Below are 15,261 nucleotides of genomic sequence, written 5' to 3' on the forward strand. Positions count from 1 at the left end.
GCCGATGGCTGACCCCATTACCCCGGTCCTCACCAAGCGCTGGCTCTCGCCGGAATCCTGGCGGCTGGCCACCTACGAACGCCTCGAGGGCTACACCGCGCTGCGCAAGGCGCTGGCCGGTACGCCGGAGCAGCTGGTCACCCTGATCAAGAACGCGGGCCTGCGCGGCCGCGGCGGCGCGGGTTTCCCGGCCGGGGTCAAGTGGTCGTTCATGCCGCCCAACGAGGACAAGCCGCACTACCTGGTGATCAACGCCGACGAGGGCGAACCGGGTACCTGCAAGGACATCCCGCTGATGATGGCGGACCCGCACTCGCTGATCGAAGGCTGCGTGATCGCCTCGTACGCGATGCGTTCGCACCACTGCTTCATCTACGTCCGCGGTGAGGCGCTGCACTGCATCCGCCGCCTCAACGCGGCGGTGCGCGAGGCCTACGAAGCCGGGTACCTCGGCAAGGACATCGTCGGCAGCGGGTTCGACCTGGACATCACCGTGCACGCCGGGGCGGGTGCCTACATCTGCGGTGAGGAAACCGCGCTGCTCGACTCGCTGGAGGGCCGTCGCGGCCAGCCGCGGCTCAAGCCGCCGTTCCCCGCGGCCGCCGGCCTCTACGCCGCGCCGACCACGGTGAACAACGTGGAGACCATCGCCAGCGCGCCCTACATCGTCAACGCCGGGGCCGACTGGTTCCGCAAGATGGGCAGCGAGAAGTCGCCGGGCCCGAAGATCTACTCGATCTCCGGCCACGTGACCAACCCCGGCCAGTACGAGTGCCCGCTGGGCACCACGCTGCGCCAGCTGCTGGACATGGCCGGTGGCATGAAGGACGGCATCCCGCTGAAGTTCTGGACCCCGGGTGGTTCGTCCACGCCGATGTTCACCGCGGAGCACCTGGACACCCCGCTGGACTTCGAGGGCGCCGCGGAAGCGGGCTCGATGCTCGGCACCACCGCGGTGATGGTGTTCAACGAGACGGTTTCCGTGCCGTGGGCCGTGATGAAGTGGACGCAGTTCTACGAGCACGAGTCGTGCGGCAAGTGCACGCCGTGCCGCGAGGGCACCTACTGGCTGGCGCAGATCCTCGAGCGCATGGTCGACGGCCGGGGCACCGAGGCGGACATCGACACCCTGCTCGACGTCTGCGACAACATCCTCGGCCGCTCCTTCTGCGCGCTCGGTGACGGTGCGGTCAGCCCGATCACCAGTGGCATCAAGTACTTCCGGGACGAGTTCCTGGCCCTGTGTGAGAGCAACAAGCGCGAACTGGTGGGAGCGCAGGCATGACCATCGCACCCGACAAGCCTTCGACCGAGGAGACCCCGGTCCCCGAAGGCCACGTCAAACTGATCATGGACGGCGAAGAGGTCATCGCGCCGAAGGGCGAGCTGCTGATCCGCACCGCGGAGCGGCTCGGCACGGTGATCCCGCGCTTCTGCGACCACCCGCTGCTCGACCCGGCTGGCGCCTGCCGCCAGTGCCTGGTCGAGGTGGAGATGAACGGCCGCCCGATGCCGAAGCCGCAGGCCTCGTGCACGATGACGGTGGCCGACGGCATGGTGGTCAAGACCCAGCTGACCTCGCCGGTGGCGGACAAGGCGCAGCAGGGCGTGATGGAGCTGCTGCTGATCAACCACCCGCTGGACTGCCCGATCTGCGACAAGGGCGGTGAGTGCCCGCTGCAGAACCAGGCGCTGGCGCACGGCCGCGCGGACTCGCGGTTCGTCGACACCAAGCGGACCTTCCCGAAGCCGCTGCCGATCTCCAGCCAGGTGCTGCTCGACCGCGAACGCTGCGTGCTCTGCCAGCGCTGCACCCGGTTCTCCGCGCAGATCGCCGGTGACCCGTTCATCGAGCTGCTCGAACGCGGGGCGCACCAGCAGATCGGCACCGCGGAGACGGCCGACGTGCTGGACATGGCCTCGCGCACGACCAGCGGGCAGCCGTTCCAGAGCTACTTCTCCGGCAACACCATCCAGATCTGCCCGGTGGGCGCGCTGACCAGCGCGGCCTACCGGTTCCGGTCGCGGCCGTTCGACCTGGTGTCCTCGCCGAGCGTGTGCGAGCACTGCTCGTCGGGCTGCGCCGAGCGCACCGACTTCCGGCGCGGCAAGGTGATGCGCAAGCTCGCCGGGGACGACCCGCAGGTCAACGAGGAGTGGATCTGCGACAAGGGCCGGTTCGCCTTCCGGTACGCCGGTGCGGAGGACCGCCTTCGCCGTCCGCTGGTGCGTGACGCGGAAACCGGTGAGCTGAAGGAAACCTCTTGGACCGACGCGCTGCGCGTGGCCGCCGAGGGCCTGGCCAAGGCCCGCGACGGCCGGGGCGCGGCGGTGCTGCCGGGCGGCAGGCTGACCGTCGAGGACGCCTACGCGTACTCGAAGTTCGCCCGGATCGCCTTGCGCACCAACGACATCGACCACCGCGCGCGAGCCCACTCCGCCGAGGAGCTGGACTTCCTCACCGCGCACGTGGTCGGCACCACGCCCGAGACCGGCGTGACCTTCGCGGCCATCGAGAACGCGCCCACCGTGCTCTGCGTGGCCTTCGAGCCGGAGGAAGAGGCGCCGATCGTCTTCCTGCGGCTGCGCAAGGCGGCCCGCGCGAGGAACGCCAAGATCGTCCACTTGGGACAGTGGACCACCTCCTCGGTGCGCAAGACCTTCGGCGAGCTGCTCGCCTGCGTGCCCGGCGGCGAGCCCGCCGCGCTGGACGCGCTGGCCCAGCACGCGCCGGACCTCGACGAGGCGCTCGCCGCGGGCGGGGTGGTGCTCGTCGGTGAGCGTGCCGCCGAGATCCCCGGCCTGTTCTCCGCGCTGCTGCGGCTGACCGCCCGCACCGGGGCCCGCCTGGCGTGGATCCCGCGCCGCGCGGGCGAACGCGGGGCGATCGAAGCCGGTGCGCTGCCGACCCTGCTGCCCGGCGGCCGGTCGGTGACCAGCATCGAGGACCGCATCGAGGTGGCGCGGTCCTGGGGCGTCGACGGCCTGCCCGGCGAGCCCGGCCGCGACCTGACCGGCATCCTCCAGGCCGCCGCCGGCGGTCAGTTGGACGGCCTGCTCGTCGGTGGCGTCGAACTCGCCGACCTGCCCGACCCGGACCTGGCCCGCCGCGCGCTGGCCAACGCCGGTTTCGTGGTCAGCCTGGAACTGCGCGCGAGCGAGGTGACCGAGCACGCCGACGTGGTGCTGCCGATCGCCCCGGCGGTGGAGAAGTCCGGCACCTTCCTCAACTGGGAAGGCCGCCGCCGCGAGTTCAAGGTGACCCTCGAGGGCACCGGCGCGCTGCCCGACTGCCGCGTGCTGGACACCCTCGCGGTCGAGATGGACGCCGACCTGTTCACCCAGACCCCGGCCGCCGCGGCCGGCGACCTGGCCCGCCTGGCGTCCCGGCGCGGTGGCACGGCACCCGAGGTGCCCGCGCCCCAGCCGCCCAAGCCCGGCGCCGGCCAGGCGGTGCTGGCGACCTGGCGGCAACTGCTGGACAAGGGCTCGCTGCAGGACGGTGAACCGCACCTCGCGGGCACCGCCCGCCCGGTGGTGGCCCGGCTGTCCGCGGCCACCGCGAACGGCATGGAGACGGTGACCGTGTCGACCGAGCGCGGTGCCATCACGCTGCCGGTCGAGGTCGCCGACCTGCCCGACGGCGTGGTCTGGCTGCCGGGCAACTCCGAAGGCTCCCAGGTCCGCGTCGCACTCGCGGCCGGGCACGGCTCGGTGGTCTCGATCGCTGGAGGTGAGCGGTGACCCCGTTCCTGACCCAAGCCCAGGAACTGACGCGCGCGGAGATCCTGGCGGACGACCCGTGGTGGCTGGTGCTGATCAAGGCCGTGGCCATCCTGCTGATCGGCCCGATCCTGACGATCTTCCTGATCGTCTGGGAGCGCAAGGCGGTCGGCCGGATGCAGAACCGGCCCGGCCCCAACCGCGTCGGCCCCGGCGGGTACCTGCAGTCCTTGGCGGACGCGATCAAGCTGCCGTTCAAGGAACAGATCATCCCGGACACCGCCGACCGCAAGGTCTACTTCCTGGCGCCGGTGCTCTCCGCGGTGCCCGCGCTGGTCGGGCTCTCGGCGATCCCGTTCGGCCCGGAGGTCTCGATCTTCGGTGAGCGGACCCTGCTGCAGCTGGTCGACCTGCCGGTCGGCGTGCTGGTGATCCTGGCCTGCTCCTCGATCGGCGTGTACGGCATCGTGCTGGCCGGCTGGTCGTCCGGCTCGCCGTACCCGCTGCTCGGCGGGCTGCGCTCGGCGGCGCAGGTGATCTCCTACGAGATCGCCATGGGCCTGTCGATCGTCGGCGTCATCCTGTACGCGCAGTCGATGTCCACCGCGGACATCGTCGCCTCGCAGGCTTCGGGCTGGTACTTCTACCTGCTGTTCCCGAGTTTCGTGATCTACCTGATCTCCATGGTCGGCGAGACCAACCGGGCGCCGTTCGACCTGCCGGAGGCCGAATCCGAGCTGGTCGGCGGTTTCCACACCGAGTACAGCTCGATGAAGTTCGCCATGTTTTTCCTCGCCGAGTACGTGAACATGGTGATCGTCTCGGCGTTCGCCACCACGTTGTTCCTCGGCGGCTGGCTCTTCCCGTTCGTCGGCGCCGACCACGCGCTCAACAGCGGCTGGCTGCCGGTCATCTGGTTCATGGCCAAGATGTTCGTGCTGCTCTTCGGCTTCATCTGGCTGCGCGGCACGCTGCCCCGGTACCGCTACGACCAGTTCATGCGGCTGGGCTGGAAGGTCCTCGTCCCGCTGAACCTGGTGTGGATCGTGATGATCGCGACCATCCGGGCCATCCGCACCACCGACGAGGTGCCGCTGGGCGTCTGGATCGCGGTCGGCGCGGTGGTCGTCCTGGTGCTCGTGGTGATCGCGTTCATGGTGCCGGAGAAGGAACTCCGCGACGCCGACAGCGTGCCGGTCACCGGCAGCGACTACCCGCTGCCGCCGCTCGACCTCAAGGTCCCCGAGACCACCCCGCGCCAGCGAGCGCTCAAGGCACGGGCGCGCACGGCGAAGAAGCAACCCGCCGCCGTCTCGGCCGGAAGGGAGAACACCGATGGGGATATTTGATCCCGTCAAAGGCTTCGGCGTCACCTTCTCGATGATGTTCAAGAAGGTGGCCACCGAGGAGTACCCGGAGGCCGGGGCGCCCGCGGCGCCGCGCTACCACGGACGGCACCAGCTCAACCGCCACCCGGACGGGCTGGAGAAGTGCGTCGGCTGCGAGCTGTGCGCGTGGGCCTGCCCGGCGGACGCGATCTTCGTCGAGGGCGGTGACAACACCGACGAGGCCCGCTTCTCACCCGGCGAGCGGTACGGCGCGGACTACCAGATCAACTACCTGCGCTGCATCGGCTGCGGGCTGTGCGTCGAGGCCTGCCCGACCCGGTCCCTGACGATGATCAACTTCTACGAGCTGGCCGACGACGACCGCCAGCGGCTGATCTACACCAAGGAGGACCTGCTCGCCCCGCTGCTGCCCGGCATGGAGCAGCCGCCGCACCCGATGCGGCTCGGCGAGACCGAGCAGGACTACTACGTGAACGGCCCCGAACTGGCCCGCAAGCAGGGGGAAGCGTCATGATCACCGCGCTGCTCGCGCAGGCGCCGCCGCTGCCGGAGGCGGTGCCGGTGACCACCGGGGAGACCATCGCCTTCTGGGTGCTGGCCCCGCTCGCGGTGGCCGGCGCGCTCGGCATGATCTTCGCCCGCAACGCCGTGCACTCCGCGCTGTGGCTGGTGCTGACCATGCTCTCGCTGGGCGTGCTGTACATGGTCCAGCAGGCGCCGTTCCTGGGCTTCACCCAGATCATCGTCTACACCGGCGCGATCATGATGCTGTTCCTGTTCGTGCTGATGCTGGTGGGGCGCGACTCCTCGGACTCGGTGGTGGAGGTGCTGCGCGGGCAGCGGCTCGCCGCGGCCCTGCTCGGCATCGGCATGGCCGGGTTGTTCGCCGCCGCGCTGACCCGGTCGCTGGCCGACGTCACCCCGGCGCCGCTGCTCGACCCGGCCACCCCGCAGGGCGGCGCGGCAGGTGGGCTCGGCCGCAAGATCTTCACCGAGTACCTGTTCCCGTTCGAGCTGACCTCGGCGCTGCTGATCACCGCGGCGATGGGCGCGATGGTGCTGGCCTTCTCCGACCGGCACGCCAAGGGCGGCAAGATGTCGCAGAAGGACCTGGTCGTCGCGCGGTTCCGCGGCGAGCACGCGCGGCCTTCACCGCTGCCCGGCCCGGGTGTGTTCGCCACCGCCAACTCGGTGGCCACCCCCGCGCTGCTGCCGGACGGTTCGGTGGCACCGGAATCGCTCTCGGAGATCATCGAGTCCACCACCGCTTCGCACTTCGCGAGCGAGCGCAAGCGGGTCGCCGGCGACGAGCCCGGCCCCGACGCGCACGCACTCGTCGGTGGCGCCCGTGACGCCGGTGACGCCGGTGACAAGGAAGAAAAGGACGAAGGCGAAGCGAAATGACGCCGACGAACTACCTCCTGCTCTCCGCGCTGCTGTTCTCCATCGGGGCGGTCGGCGTGCTGGTGCGCCGCAACGCGATCGTGGTGTTCATGTGCATCGAGCTGATGCTCAACGCGGTGAACCTCACGCTGGTCACCTTCGCCAGGATCAACGGCAACCTCGACGGCCAGGTGATGGCGTTCTTCGTGATGGTCGTGGCCGCCGCCGAAGTGGTGGTCGGCCTGGCGATCATCATGTCGATCTTCCGCACCCGCAGGTCGGCCTCGGTCGACGACACGAACCTGCTGAAGTACTGAAGCCCCACCCGTCGCCCGCCGCCGCCCTCAACGGAGGCGCTTCGCGCCGCTGAAAGGAATCTCGTGTGATCGCATCATCGTGGCTGCTGGTCGCCTTCCCGGCGCTCGGCGCGCTGATCCTGCTGGTGGGGGGCAAGCGCACCGACGCGTGGGGGCACCTGCTCGGTACGGCCACCGTCGCACTGTCCTTCGTGTACGGCCTGATCCTGTTCTTCGCGAACAGCTTCGACACGCCCAGCGACGTCAAGCTGTTCTCGTGGATCCCGGTCAACGAGCTGCAGGTGGACTTCGGGCTCCGGATGGACCCGCTGTCGATGACCTTCGTGCTGCTGATCACCGGCGTCGGCATGCTGATCCACTTCTACTCGGTCGGCTACATGCACGACGACCGCGGCAGGCGGCGGTTCTTCGGCTACCTGAACCTGTTCGTCGCCTCGATGCTGATCCTGGTGCTGGGCAACAGCTTCGTCACGCTGTACCTCGGCTGGGAGGGCGTGGGCCTGGCCTCGTACCTGCTCATCGGCTGGTACTCCGACCGCCCGTCCGCGGCCACCGCGGCGAAGAAGGCGTTCCTGATGAACCGCGTCGGTGACGTCGGGCTGGCGCTGGCGATCTTCCTGATGTTCAAGTACGTCGGCAGCACCGGGTACGCCGAGGTCTTCGCCGCGGTGGACCAGATCCCGCCGGGCGTGGTCACCGCGATCGCGATCCTGCTGCTCCTGGGCGCCTGCGGTAAGTCGGGCCAGTTCCCGCTCCAGGCCTGGCTCCCGGACGCGATGGAGGGCCCGACCCCGGTCTCCGCCCTGATCCACGCCGCGACCATGGTCACCGCGGGCGTCTACCTGATCGCCCGCTCCGGCGCGATCTTCAACGCCACCGAGTCCGGCAGGCTGGTGGTCACCCTGGTCGGGGTGGTCACGCTGCTGATCGGGTGCATCATCGGCTGCGCCTACGACGACATCAAGAAGGTGCTGGCCTACTCCACGGTCAGCCAGATCGGCTACATGATGCTGGCGGTCGGGCTCGGCCCGTTCGGCTACGCGCTGGGCATCATGCACCTGCTCACCCACGGTTTTTTCAAGGCGGGGCTCTTCCTCGGCGCCGGGTCGGTCATGCACGGCATGAACGACGAGGTGGACATGCGCAAGTTCGGCGGGCTGTACAAGAAGATGCCGATCACCTTCGCCACCTTCGGCCTCGGCTACCTCGCGCTGATCGGCTTCCCGTTCCTGTCCGGCTTCTACTCCAAGGACGCGATCATCGAAGCGGCCTTCGGCGCACCGGGCTGGCAGGGCTGGGTCTTCGGCGGCGCGGCCGCGCTGGGTGCCGCGCTCACCGCGTTCTACATGACCCGCCTGGTGATGCTGACCTTCTTCGGCAAGGAACGCTGGAAGGACATCAAGTCCAGCGACGGCCGCGACTTCCACCCGCACGAATCGCCACCCGTGATGACCATCCCGATGATCATCCTGGCGGTCGGCTCGGTGGCCGCGGGCTTCCTGTTCACCCTGGGCGACTCGCTGGTCGAATGGCTCACGCCGGCGCTGGGTGAGCTGCGGGAGGCCGAGCACACCGCGCTGCCGCACGGCCTCATCCCGTTCCTGGTGGTCGGCCTCTCCGCGCTCGGCGCGCTGGCCGCCTACCTGATCTTCCGCCGCGGCACCCCGGTCGAGCGGCCGGAGCGGGTCTCCTTCCCGGTCCGCGCGGCCCGCAAGGACCTGTACGGCAACGCGCTGAACGAGACGCTGGTCGCCCGCCCGGGCATCTGGCTCACCCGGTTCGCCGTGTTCCTGGACAACCGGGGCGTGGACGGCGCGGTCAACGGCCTGGCCGCGAGCCTGGGCGGCGGCTCCGGCCGCCTGCGCCGGCTGCAGACCGGGTTCGTCCGCTCCTACGCGCTGTCCATGCTCGGCGGCTCGTTCGTCGTCATCGCCGCGCTCCTGCTGGTGAGGTTCTCATGACCCTGTTGCTAGTCCTCATCCTGCTGCCGCTGGCCGGTGCCATCGCGGTCACCGCGCTGCGCTCGAACGACCGGGTCGCCACGCTCACCGCGCTGGGTGTCTCGGTGGTCGAGCTGCTGCTGATCATCCCGCTGTGGCTCGGCTACGAACCCCGCGGCGAGCGCATCCAGCAGGCGTCCTCGATGGACTGGATCCCGAACTTCGGCATCCACATCTCCTTCGGCATGGACGGCATCGCGCTGGTGATGATCGCGGTCATCGCGCTGCTGGTGCCGCTGATCATCGGCGGCACCTCGGCCATCGACAAGCTGCCCAAGGGCCGCACCGCCGGTGGGTACTTCGCGCTGATCCTGGTGCAGCAGTCGCTGACCATCGCGGTCTTCGCGGCCACCGACGTGTTCCTGTTCTACGTGCTGTTCGAGATCATGCTGATCCCGATGTACTTCCTGATCGGCGGCTACGGCGGGCCGAACCGGCAGTACGCGGCGGTCAAGTTCTTCCTGTACTCCTTCCTCGGCGGCCTGATCATGCTGGCCTCGGCGATCGGCGCCTACTCGATGGCGTCGGACGAACTGGGGCAGGGCACCTTCGACTGGGCCACCCTGGTCTCGGTGGTGCGCGACGCCCCGACCGGCACGCAGATCTGGCTGTTCCTCGGCTTCTTCCTGGCCTTCGCGATCAAGGCACCGCTGGTGCCGCTGCACACCTGGCTGCCGGACGCGGCCGGGCAGGCGCCGATCGGCGTGGCCGTGCTGCTGGTCGGTGTGCTGGACAAGGTCGGCACCTTCGGGTTCCTGCGCTACTGCATCCCGATGTTCCCCGACGCCAGCCAGGCGCTCGCGCCGCTGGTGCTCACCCTCGCGGTGGCGGGCGTGGTCTACGGCTCGATGCTGGCCGCCGGGCAGTCGGACATGAAGCGGTTCATCGCCTACGTGTCCATCGCCCACTTCGGTTTCATCGCGCTGGGCATCTTCGCCTTCACCACGCAGGCGCAGGTCGGCTCGGTGTCGTACATGCTCAACCACAGCCTCGCCACCGGCATGCTGATCCTGGTGATCGGCATGGTGATCGCCCGCGGCGGGTCCACCCGGATCGCCGACTACGGCGGCATGGCCAAGGTGACCCCGGTGCTGGGCGGGCTGTTCTTCATCGCCGGACTGTCCACTTTGTCCTTGCCGGGGACGAACTCGTTCATCAGCGAGTTCCTGGTGCTGCTGGGCTCGTTCGACACCCGCCCGGTGTTCACCATCGTGGCCACGCTGGGCCTGGTGCTCGCCGCGGCCTACGTGCTCTGGCTGTACCAGCGGATCTTCCAGGGCCCGGTGCGCGGTGACGCCCTCGTCGGCGCCGGTGGGGGTCCGGGCACGGCGATCGCGCCGGAGCTCGGGGCGAAGAAGTCCATTCGCGACCTGTCCAAAGTGGAGATCGGCGTGCTCGCGCCGATGGTGGTGCTGATCATCGGGCTGGGCTTCTACCCGAAGCCGGTCCTGGACACGATTACTCCTTCGGTGGAAGCCACGATGTCCGCCGTGCAGGAAGGCAACTGATGCTCGAGGTATTCCTGGCCCAGGATCCGGGCAAGATCACCGCCCCGGCGATCGACTACATGGCGATCCTGCCGATCCTGATCGTTCTCGGGGCGGCGTGCGCCGGTGTGCTCGTCGAGGCGTTCTGGCCCAAGCACCAGCGGTGGATCGCACAGGTCACGTTGTCGCTGCTCGCGATCGGTTTCGCCGGTCTCTTCCTGGTGATCTACGTCAGCGATTCGCCCGCGCGCGGGCTGACCACGCTGAGCGGGGCGCTGTCGGTGGACAAGCCGGCGCTGTTCCTCTGGGGCACGCTGCTGGCGCTGGCGGTCGGCGCGGTGCTGCTGATCGGGGACCGCTCGGTCGAGCCGGGCGGCGCCTTCGTCGCGCAGGCGGCGATCCGGCCGGGCACCTTCCAGGACCGCGCGCAGGTCGGCTCCACCGGCATGCAGACCGAGGTCTTCCCGCTGACGCTGTTCGCGCTCGGCGGCATGATGGTCTTCACCGCGGCGAACGACCTGCTCACCATGTTCATCGCGCTCGAGGTGCTGTCGCTGCCGCTGTACCTGATGTGCGGCCTGGCCCGCCGTCGCCGCCTCATCTCGCAGGAGGCGGCGGTCAAGTACTTCCTGCTGGGTGCCTTCTCCAGCGCGTTCTTCCTGTACGGGCTGGCGCTGCTCTACGGCTACGCGAACTCGGTGAAGCTGGCCGACATCGCGAACGCCACCGCGGGCACCAACCGCTCGGACACGCTGCTGTTCGCCGGGCTCGGGCTGCTCATGGTCGGCCTGCTGTTCAAGGGTTCGGTCGGCCCGTTCCACACCTGGACGCCGGACGTCTACCAGGGCGCGCCGACCCCGATCACCGCGTTCATGGCGGCGTGCACCAAGGTCGCCGCGTTCGGCGGCATCCTGCGCGTGCTGACCGTCGGCTTCGAGTCGACCAGCTGGGAATGGCGCGGCGTGCTGTGGGGCGTCGCGATCGCGTCGATGGTGCTGGGCGCGGTGCTCGGCCTCACCCAGACCGACGTCAAGCGCATGATCGCCTACTCGTCCATCGCGCACGCCGGCTTCCTGCTGGTGGGTTCGATCGCGATGACCGAGGAAGGCCTGTCGGGCACGCTGTTCTACCTGCTGGCCTACGGGTTCACCACGCTGGCGGCGTTCGGCGTGGTCAGCCTGGTGCGCGACTCGAACGGGGAGGCCACGCACCTGTCCGCCTGGGCGGGCCTGGCGAAGCGGTCGCCGTTGGTGGCCGGGGTGTTCACCTTCCTGCTGCTCGCCTTGGCGGGTATCCCGCTGACCAGTGGCTTCATCGGCAAGTTCGTCGTCTTCGAGGCGGCGCTGACCGACGGCATGGCCCCGCTGGTGGTGATCGCCCTGGTGGCCAGCGCCGTGGCGGCGTTCTTCTACCTGCGCGTGGTGGTGCTGATGTACTTCTCGGAGCCGTCCTCGGAGGGCCCCACGGTGACCGTGCCGGGCACCTTCACCACGGTGGCCATCACGCTCGGCGTCATCGTCACCCTGGTACTCGGCGTCATCCCCGCCTTCGCCCTCAACTGGGCAGGCGCCGGCGGCTTCGCCTCCTGACCCCTTCGAATGCTATGAGTGGGGCATTACTTGCAATGGATGCAAGCAATGCCCCACTCCCAGCACCCCCCACACCCACCCCCCACGTCCCCGCCCCGAACCCCACGTTCAGGCAGCCGACCCCCACGTTGCCGCAGCCGAACCTCACACTCGGGTAGCCGAGTCCCACGTTCAGGTAGCCGAACCCCACGCTGGCGCGGCCGAACTCCACGCTCAGGTAGCCGAGCCCCACACTCGGGCAGTTGAACCCCACACACGCAGGCGGCCGAGTTCCACGTTCAGGGCCTCGCGTCAGCCGAGCCGGGTACGGACCATGGCAGCTAGCCTGCGGTGCGTGCCTCTTCGTAGGCGCCGGGGTGGTAGGTCTCGATGAAGCCGCGCAGGTCTTTGAGGGCGCCGGCGGTGAAGGTGTGGTCCAGGCGGTAGGTGCCGTCGGGCTGGAGCCAGTGGTTGCGCATTTCGGGGTGCCGCTGGGCGAAGCGCTTGTCCCCGGGCACGATGTCGACGAAGTACTCGTCGCCGTGCGGGGTGGCTCGGAAGGTGCCGATCTCGGCCCAGGTGAGTTCGAACCCGTCGGCGATGGTGTCGCGTTCCCAGACCTTGCCGACGAACGAGTTCCAGCGCACGCCGATGGCGGTGACCACGAAACCGGCGAACTGGTTGGGCTGGCGCAGGTTGCTCGTGGTGCGCACCGAACTACCGCCGGGAAGACCCGAGGGGTACAGGAGGTAGGGGCCGAAAGGTTTGTCGCCCCAATAGCTTTCGGTGCCCTGGGGAATCGCGCGCGGAATCAGCTTCTGCTGCGGCCCGCCCGTCTCAGCGGGCGGCAACGCACTCGCCTTCACCGGGCCGTCGTAAAGCTCGCGCGCCCGTTCTTGGATGGCGTACGCCTCGACCTCGGACAATTCGATCTCGGCGACGTACACGTCCCCGGCCCGCCTCCCCGCGCGGGATTCGCGGAAGAAGCCGGACGGCACGGTCAACCGCAGTTCGTACCCATAGGACGGGTGCGTGAGATAGCGAGGCCGCAGGCACCGGCGCCGAAGGTCGACCCCGCCGATCTCCTCCCACGACAGTGACCAGCCCCCGGTGGGCGCGTGGGCCAGCCGAATGCCTTGTTCGTCGACGAACAGCCGCCACCCACCAGTACCGCGGACGAACGCCAGCACAATGCGCGTGACGCACAAAGCCAAGGCCAAGCCATACATGATCGCCGATTTGAGACCAGCTGAAGACAGCAGAAAGCCGTGGAAGAAGGACGAGCTGGTCAAGTACACCAATACTACCGAGGCGATGTACCAGCCTTTGAGCCGCCGCCGCGCAGAGCGGTCGACCAGGGGCGCCGAGGAGTCAGCCATCGGAGAAGTCGATGGTGCCGGAGATCCGATTGCCGCCTTGCGCGGGGAACACCTCGGCGACTCGGTCCTCACGCGCTGAGTGGTCGTACACCGACGGCTTCGGCGGCGGAGGCGGCGCGTCCACGACGGTGGTTTCCCGCTTGTCGTGCTGCTTCTTGGCGTTCGACTCGTTCCACGGGCCCTGCTTGTCGTGGTCGGTGCTTCCGCTGCCGGACACCTCCTTGACGATGCCGCCGAGCGTGGTCTTCCCCACCTCCTTGGCCGTGTCCGTCACCATCTTCGCGCCCAGACCGGTCGACGCTTCGACGGTGGCGTTGATCAGCATGTTCCAGGAACCCTTGGCCATGCCCTTGAGAAAACCCTGCTCGGCCAGGTACCGGGTGGCATCGGTGAAGAGCTGCCGCAGGCTCGCCAGCAGGTCTTTGCCCCGCTGGAGCACTCGGGCGCACCGGGACAGTTCCCGGGTGCCGGTGTTCGTGCTCTGCACCACCACCGGGACGATCTCGGCGGTCAGCGCGACCGGGTACGCGGGCGGTGGGTACCTCGCGATGATCATGATGATCTTGGTGCAGACGTCCGCGATCAGGTCGCGGATAATGGTCCGGACGACGTTGAGCACGGTCTTGCAGATGTCGACGAGTGAAGCCACGCCCTTGGCGCCGTCGGAGATGCCGCGGTAGAGGTCGAGCCGGTCCTGCACGAACAGCCGGTACTGGTCGACCGACTGCCCTGACCAGTCCGCGCAGTCTTTCTGCGTGCTGTCGGCGAGGCTCTGCGCGGTCTCCTGGACGTGCTTGCTCACCTGGTTCCAGGTCGAGACGGTGAGTTCCAGCTCGTCCTGGTTCCCGGTGAGCGCGTCCAGGAAGTCGGTCAACGGCGACAGATGTTCGATCACCCAGCCGAGACCCATGCTGACCAGAATTTCGACGGGGTTCTTCGCGCCCTTGGCCACCGAGCTGATGTTCATGCCCAGATCGAGGGCGCCGGTGGCGTAGTCGAGCAGGCCTTCGGTCCAGTCGCCGCGGGCGATCTGCTCGGCGCCGCCGACGAAGTCCTGGGCCATGCCCGCACCTTTGAAGAAGTCCTTGACCGGCGCCTTCTCCGAGCCGAGGTCCTTCTTCGCGTCCTCGGTGATGGAGCCCTGCGGTTCACTCACCGGCTTCCACCTTCTTCAGCAGTCGCTGGATCTCTTCCTCGTCGACGCGTTTGTGCTCCGCCCACTGGCGAACTGCGTCCGCGTGCGCCTGTCCGGCTTCTTCGGCTCTGCGTAGCGTTTCGACGGCGTCTTCCATGGTGTTGTTGCAGAGCAGTTCAAGGCCAAAACCGAGATCGCCGAACGCGTCGACGCTCAGCCTGGCCTGCGTGGCATCGACGGCGGATCGCAGCAGTTGGTGGGTCGACGCCACGCTGGCGGCGTGGGCGTCGATCTCGTCCGGGTCGGCGTTGAAGCCCTGGTCACCGCCCACGGGGGCGTTCATCGGCGGTCTCCCTCGTCGGTGAGGAAGTCGTTGCCGGAGAAGTAGTCGTCGTCGTGGGCGGGTTCGGTGGGGCGGTTGGGGCGCGGGCGGCGTTCCGGGGCCGGGGCCGGTGGCGCGGGTGGTGGTGGCGGGGGTGCTGGGGTGTCGTGGTCCGCTACGAAGCGGCTGTCCTCGTCCGGGATGGCGCCGTAGCCGCCACCGCCTTCGACGTAGTCGTCCGGCTCGGGCTCCGGGTAGGCGGCGTTGAGCTGCTCGATCAGCTCCGCCATGGTTTCGCTGCCCGCGATCGACGGCACGCCGCCCTGCATCGCGTCGGCGAGCTTGCTCTGCGCGGCCTGCATGGTGCGCAGGATCTGCTGGTCCAGATCCGCCTTCGCACGGGCGATCGGGCCGATCTCCAGGCCGGTGAGGTTGCCGGCGTGGTTGACGGTGACCTTGATCTGTCCGTCCTTGCTGCGTTCGCTGACCGACACCAGTTCGATCTCCGCGCGCATCTGTTCGGCTTTGCGCTGCGTTTCCGCGAGCTTGGCTTCGAAATCGGCGAAGAGCTGGTCAGGGCTCGTCACGCGCGAACCTC

The 15,261-nt window shown here is 68.8% G+C and carries 13 protein-coding genes; 9 read left to right on the forward strand and 4 right to left on the reverse strand.

Features of this window, described 5'->3' with window-relative positions:
• Positions 1 to 4: 4 nt before the first annotated feature.
• From nuoF to nuoN, 9 genes are all read left to right on the forward strand, one after another.
• Positions 5 to 1,285, forward strand: coding sequence for an NADH-quinone oxidoreductase subunit NuoF (gene nuoF / locus JOM49_RS09065; RefSeq protein ID WP_209663881.1), 1,281 nt, complete (start codon positions 5 to 7; stop codon positions 1,283 to 1,285).
• Positions 1,282 to 3,744: an NADH-quinone oxidoreductase subunit G gene (locus JOM49_RS09070; RefSeq protein WP_209663882.1), complete on the forward strand. Its 2,463-nt coding sequence runs from the start codon at positions 1,282 to 1,284 to the stop codon at positions 3,742 to 3,744. Before nuoF ends, JOM49_RS09070 begins: the two co-directional genes overlap by 4 nt.
• Positions 3,741 to 5,072 (forward strand): NADH-quinone oxidoreductase subunit NuoH, encoded by a 1,332-nt coding sequence (gene nuoH / locus JOM49_RS09075; RefSeq protein WP_209663883.1) that lies wholly within the window; start codon positions 3,741 to 3,743, stop codon positions 5,070 to 5,072. The genes JOM49_RS09070 and nuoH overlap by 4 nt, the downstream gene beginning before the upstream one ends.
• A complete protein-coding gene (gene nuoI, locus JOM49_RS09080; protein ID WP_209663884.1) occupies positions 5,059 to 5,586 on the forward strand; it encodes an NADH-quinone oxidoreductase subunit NuoI in 528 nt (175 codons plus the stop codon). Before nuoH ends, nuoI begins: the two co-directional genes overlap by 14 nt.
• On the forward strand, positions 5,583 to 6,476 hold the full coding sequence (locus JOM49_RS09085) for an NADH-quinone oxidoreductase subunit J (RefSeq protein ID WP_209663885.1): 894 nt from the start codon (positions 5,583 to 5,585) through the stop codon (positions 6,474 to 6,476). Before nuoI ends, JOM49_RS09085 begins: the two co-directional genes overlap by 4 nt.
• Complete coding sequence (gene nuoK, locus JOM49_RS09090) at positions 6,473 to 6,772, forward strand: NADH-quinone oxidoreductase subunit NuoK (protein WP_113695753.1); 300 nt, start codon at positions 6,473 to 6,475, stop codon at positions 6,770 to 6,772. The genes JOM49_RS09085 and nuoK overlap by 4 nt, the downstream gene beginning before the upstream one ends.
• A gap of 65 nt (positions 6,773 to 6,837) precedes the next feature.
• Positions 6,838 to 8,733: an NADH-quinone oxidoreductase subunit L gene (nuoL, locus tag JOM49_RS09095; RefSeq protein WP_209663886.1), complete on the forward strand. Its 1,896-nt coding sequence runs from the start codon at positions 6,838 to 6,840 to the stop codon at positions 8,731 to 8,733.
• Positions 8,730 to 10,280, forward strand: a complete 1,551-nt coding sequence (locus tag JOM49_RS09100) for an NADH-quinone oxidoreductase subunit M (RefSeq protein WP_209663887.1) — start codon at positions 8,730 to 8,732, stop codon at positions 10,278 to 10,280. Before nuoL ends, JOM49_RS09100 begins: the two co-directional genes overlap by 4 nt.
• Entirely contained in the window at positions 10,280 to 11,848 is a 1,569-nt protein-coding gene (nuoN, locus tag JOM49_RS09105; RefSeq protein WP_209663888.1) for an NADH-quinone oxidoreductase subunit NuoN, read from the forward strand. The genes JOM49_RS09100 and nuoN overlap by 1 nt, the downstream gene beginning before the upstream one ends.
• Positions 11,849 to 12,168: 320 nt before the next feature.
• Here the strand turns inward: nuoN and JOM49_RS09110 are convergent, their stop codons facing one another.
• The 4 genes from JOM49_RS09110 to JOM49_RS09125 are packed head-to-tail and all read right to left on the reverse strand — an operon-like array spanning position 12,169 to position 15,250.
• Positions 12,169 to 13,206 (reverse strand): hypothetical protein, encoded by a 1,038-nt coding sequence (locus JOM49_RS09110; RefSeq protein WP_209663889.1) that lies wholly within the window; start codon positions 13,204 to 13,206, stop codon positions 12,169 to 12,171.
• Positions 13,199 to 14,362 carry a hypothetical protein gene (locus tag JOM49_RS09115; protein ID WP_209663890.1) on the reverse strand — a complete coding sequence of 388 codons (1,164 nt, stop codon included), beginning with the start codon at positions 14,360 to 14,362 and terminating at the stop codon, positions 13,199 to 13,201. The genes JOM49_RS09110 and JOM49_RS09115 overlap by 8 nt, the downstream gene beginning before the upstream one ends.
• On the reverse strand, positions 14,355 to 14,684 hold the full coding sequence (locus tag JOM49_RS09120; protein WP_209663891.1) for a hypothetical protein: 330 nt from the start codon (positions 14,682 to 14,684) through the stop codon (positions 14,355 to 14,357). The genes JOM49_RS09115 and JOM49_RS09120 overlap by 8 nt, the downstream gene beginning before the upstream one ends.
• The gene (locus tag JOM49_RS09125) at positions 14,681 to 15,250 is read right to left on the reverse strand and encodes a YbaB/EbfC family nucleoid-associated protein (protein ID WP_209663892.1); all 570 of its coding nucleotides are present in this window, start codon (positions 15,248 to 15,250) and stop codon (positions 14,681 to 14,683) included. Before JOM49_RS09125 ends, JOM49_RS09120 begins: the two co-directional genes overlap by 4 nt.
• Positions 15,251 to 15,261 lie beyond the last annotated feature (11 nt).

Origin of the sequence: Amycolatopsis magusensis, from assembly GCF_017875555.1 — a bacterium.
Classification (GTDB): Bacteria; Actinomycetota; Actinomycetes; order Mycobacteriales; family Pseudonocardiaceae; genus Amycolatopsis; species Amycolatopsis magusensis.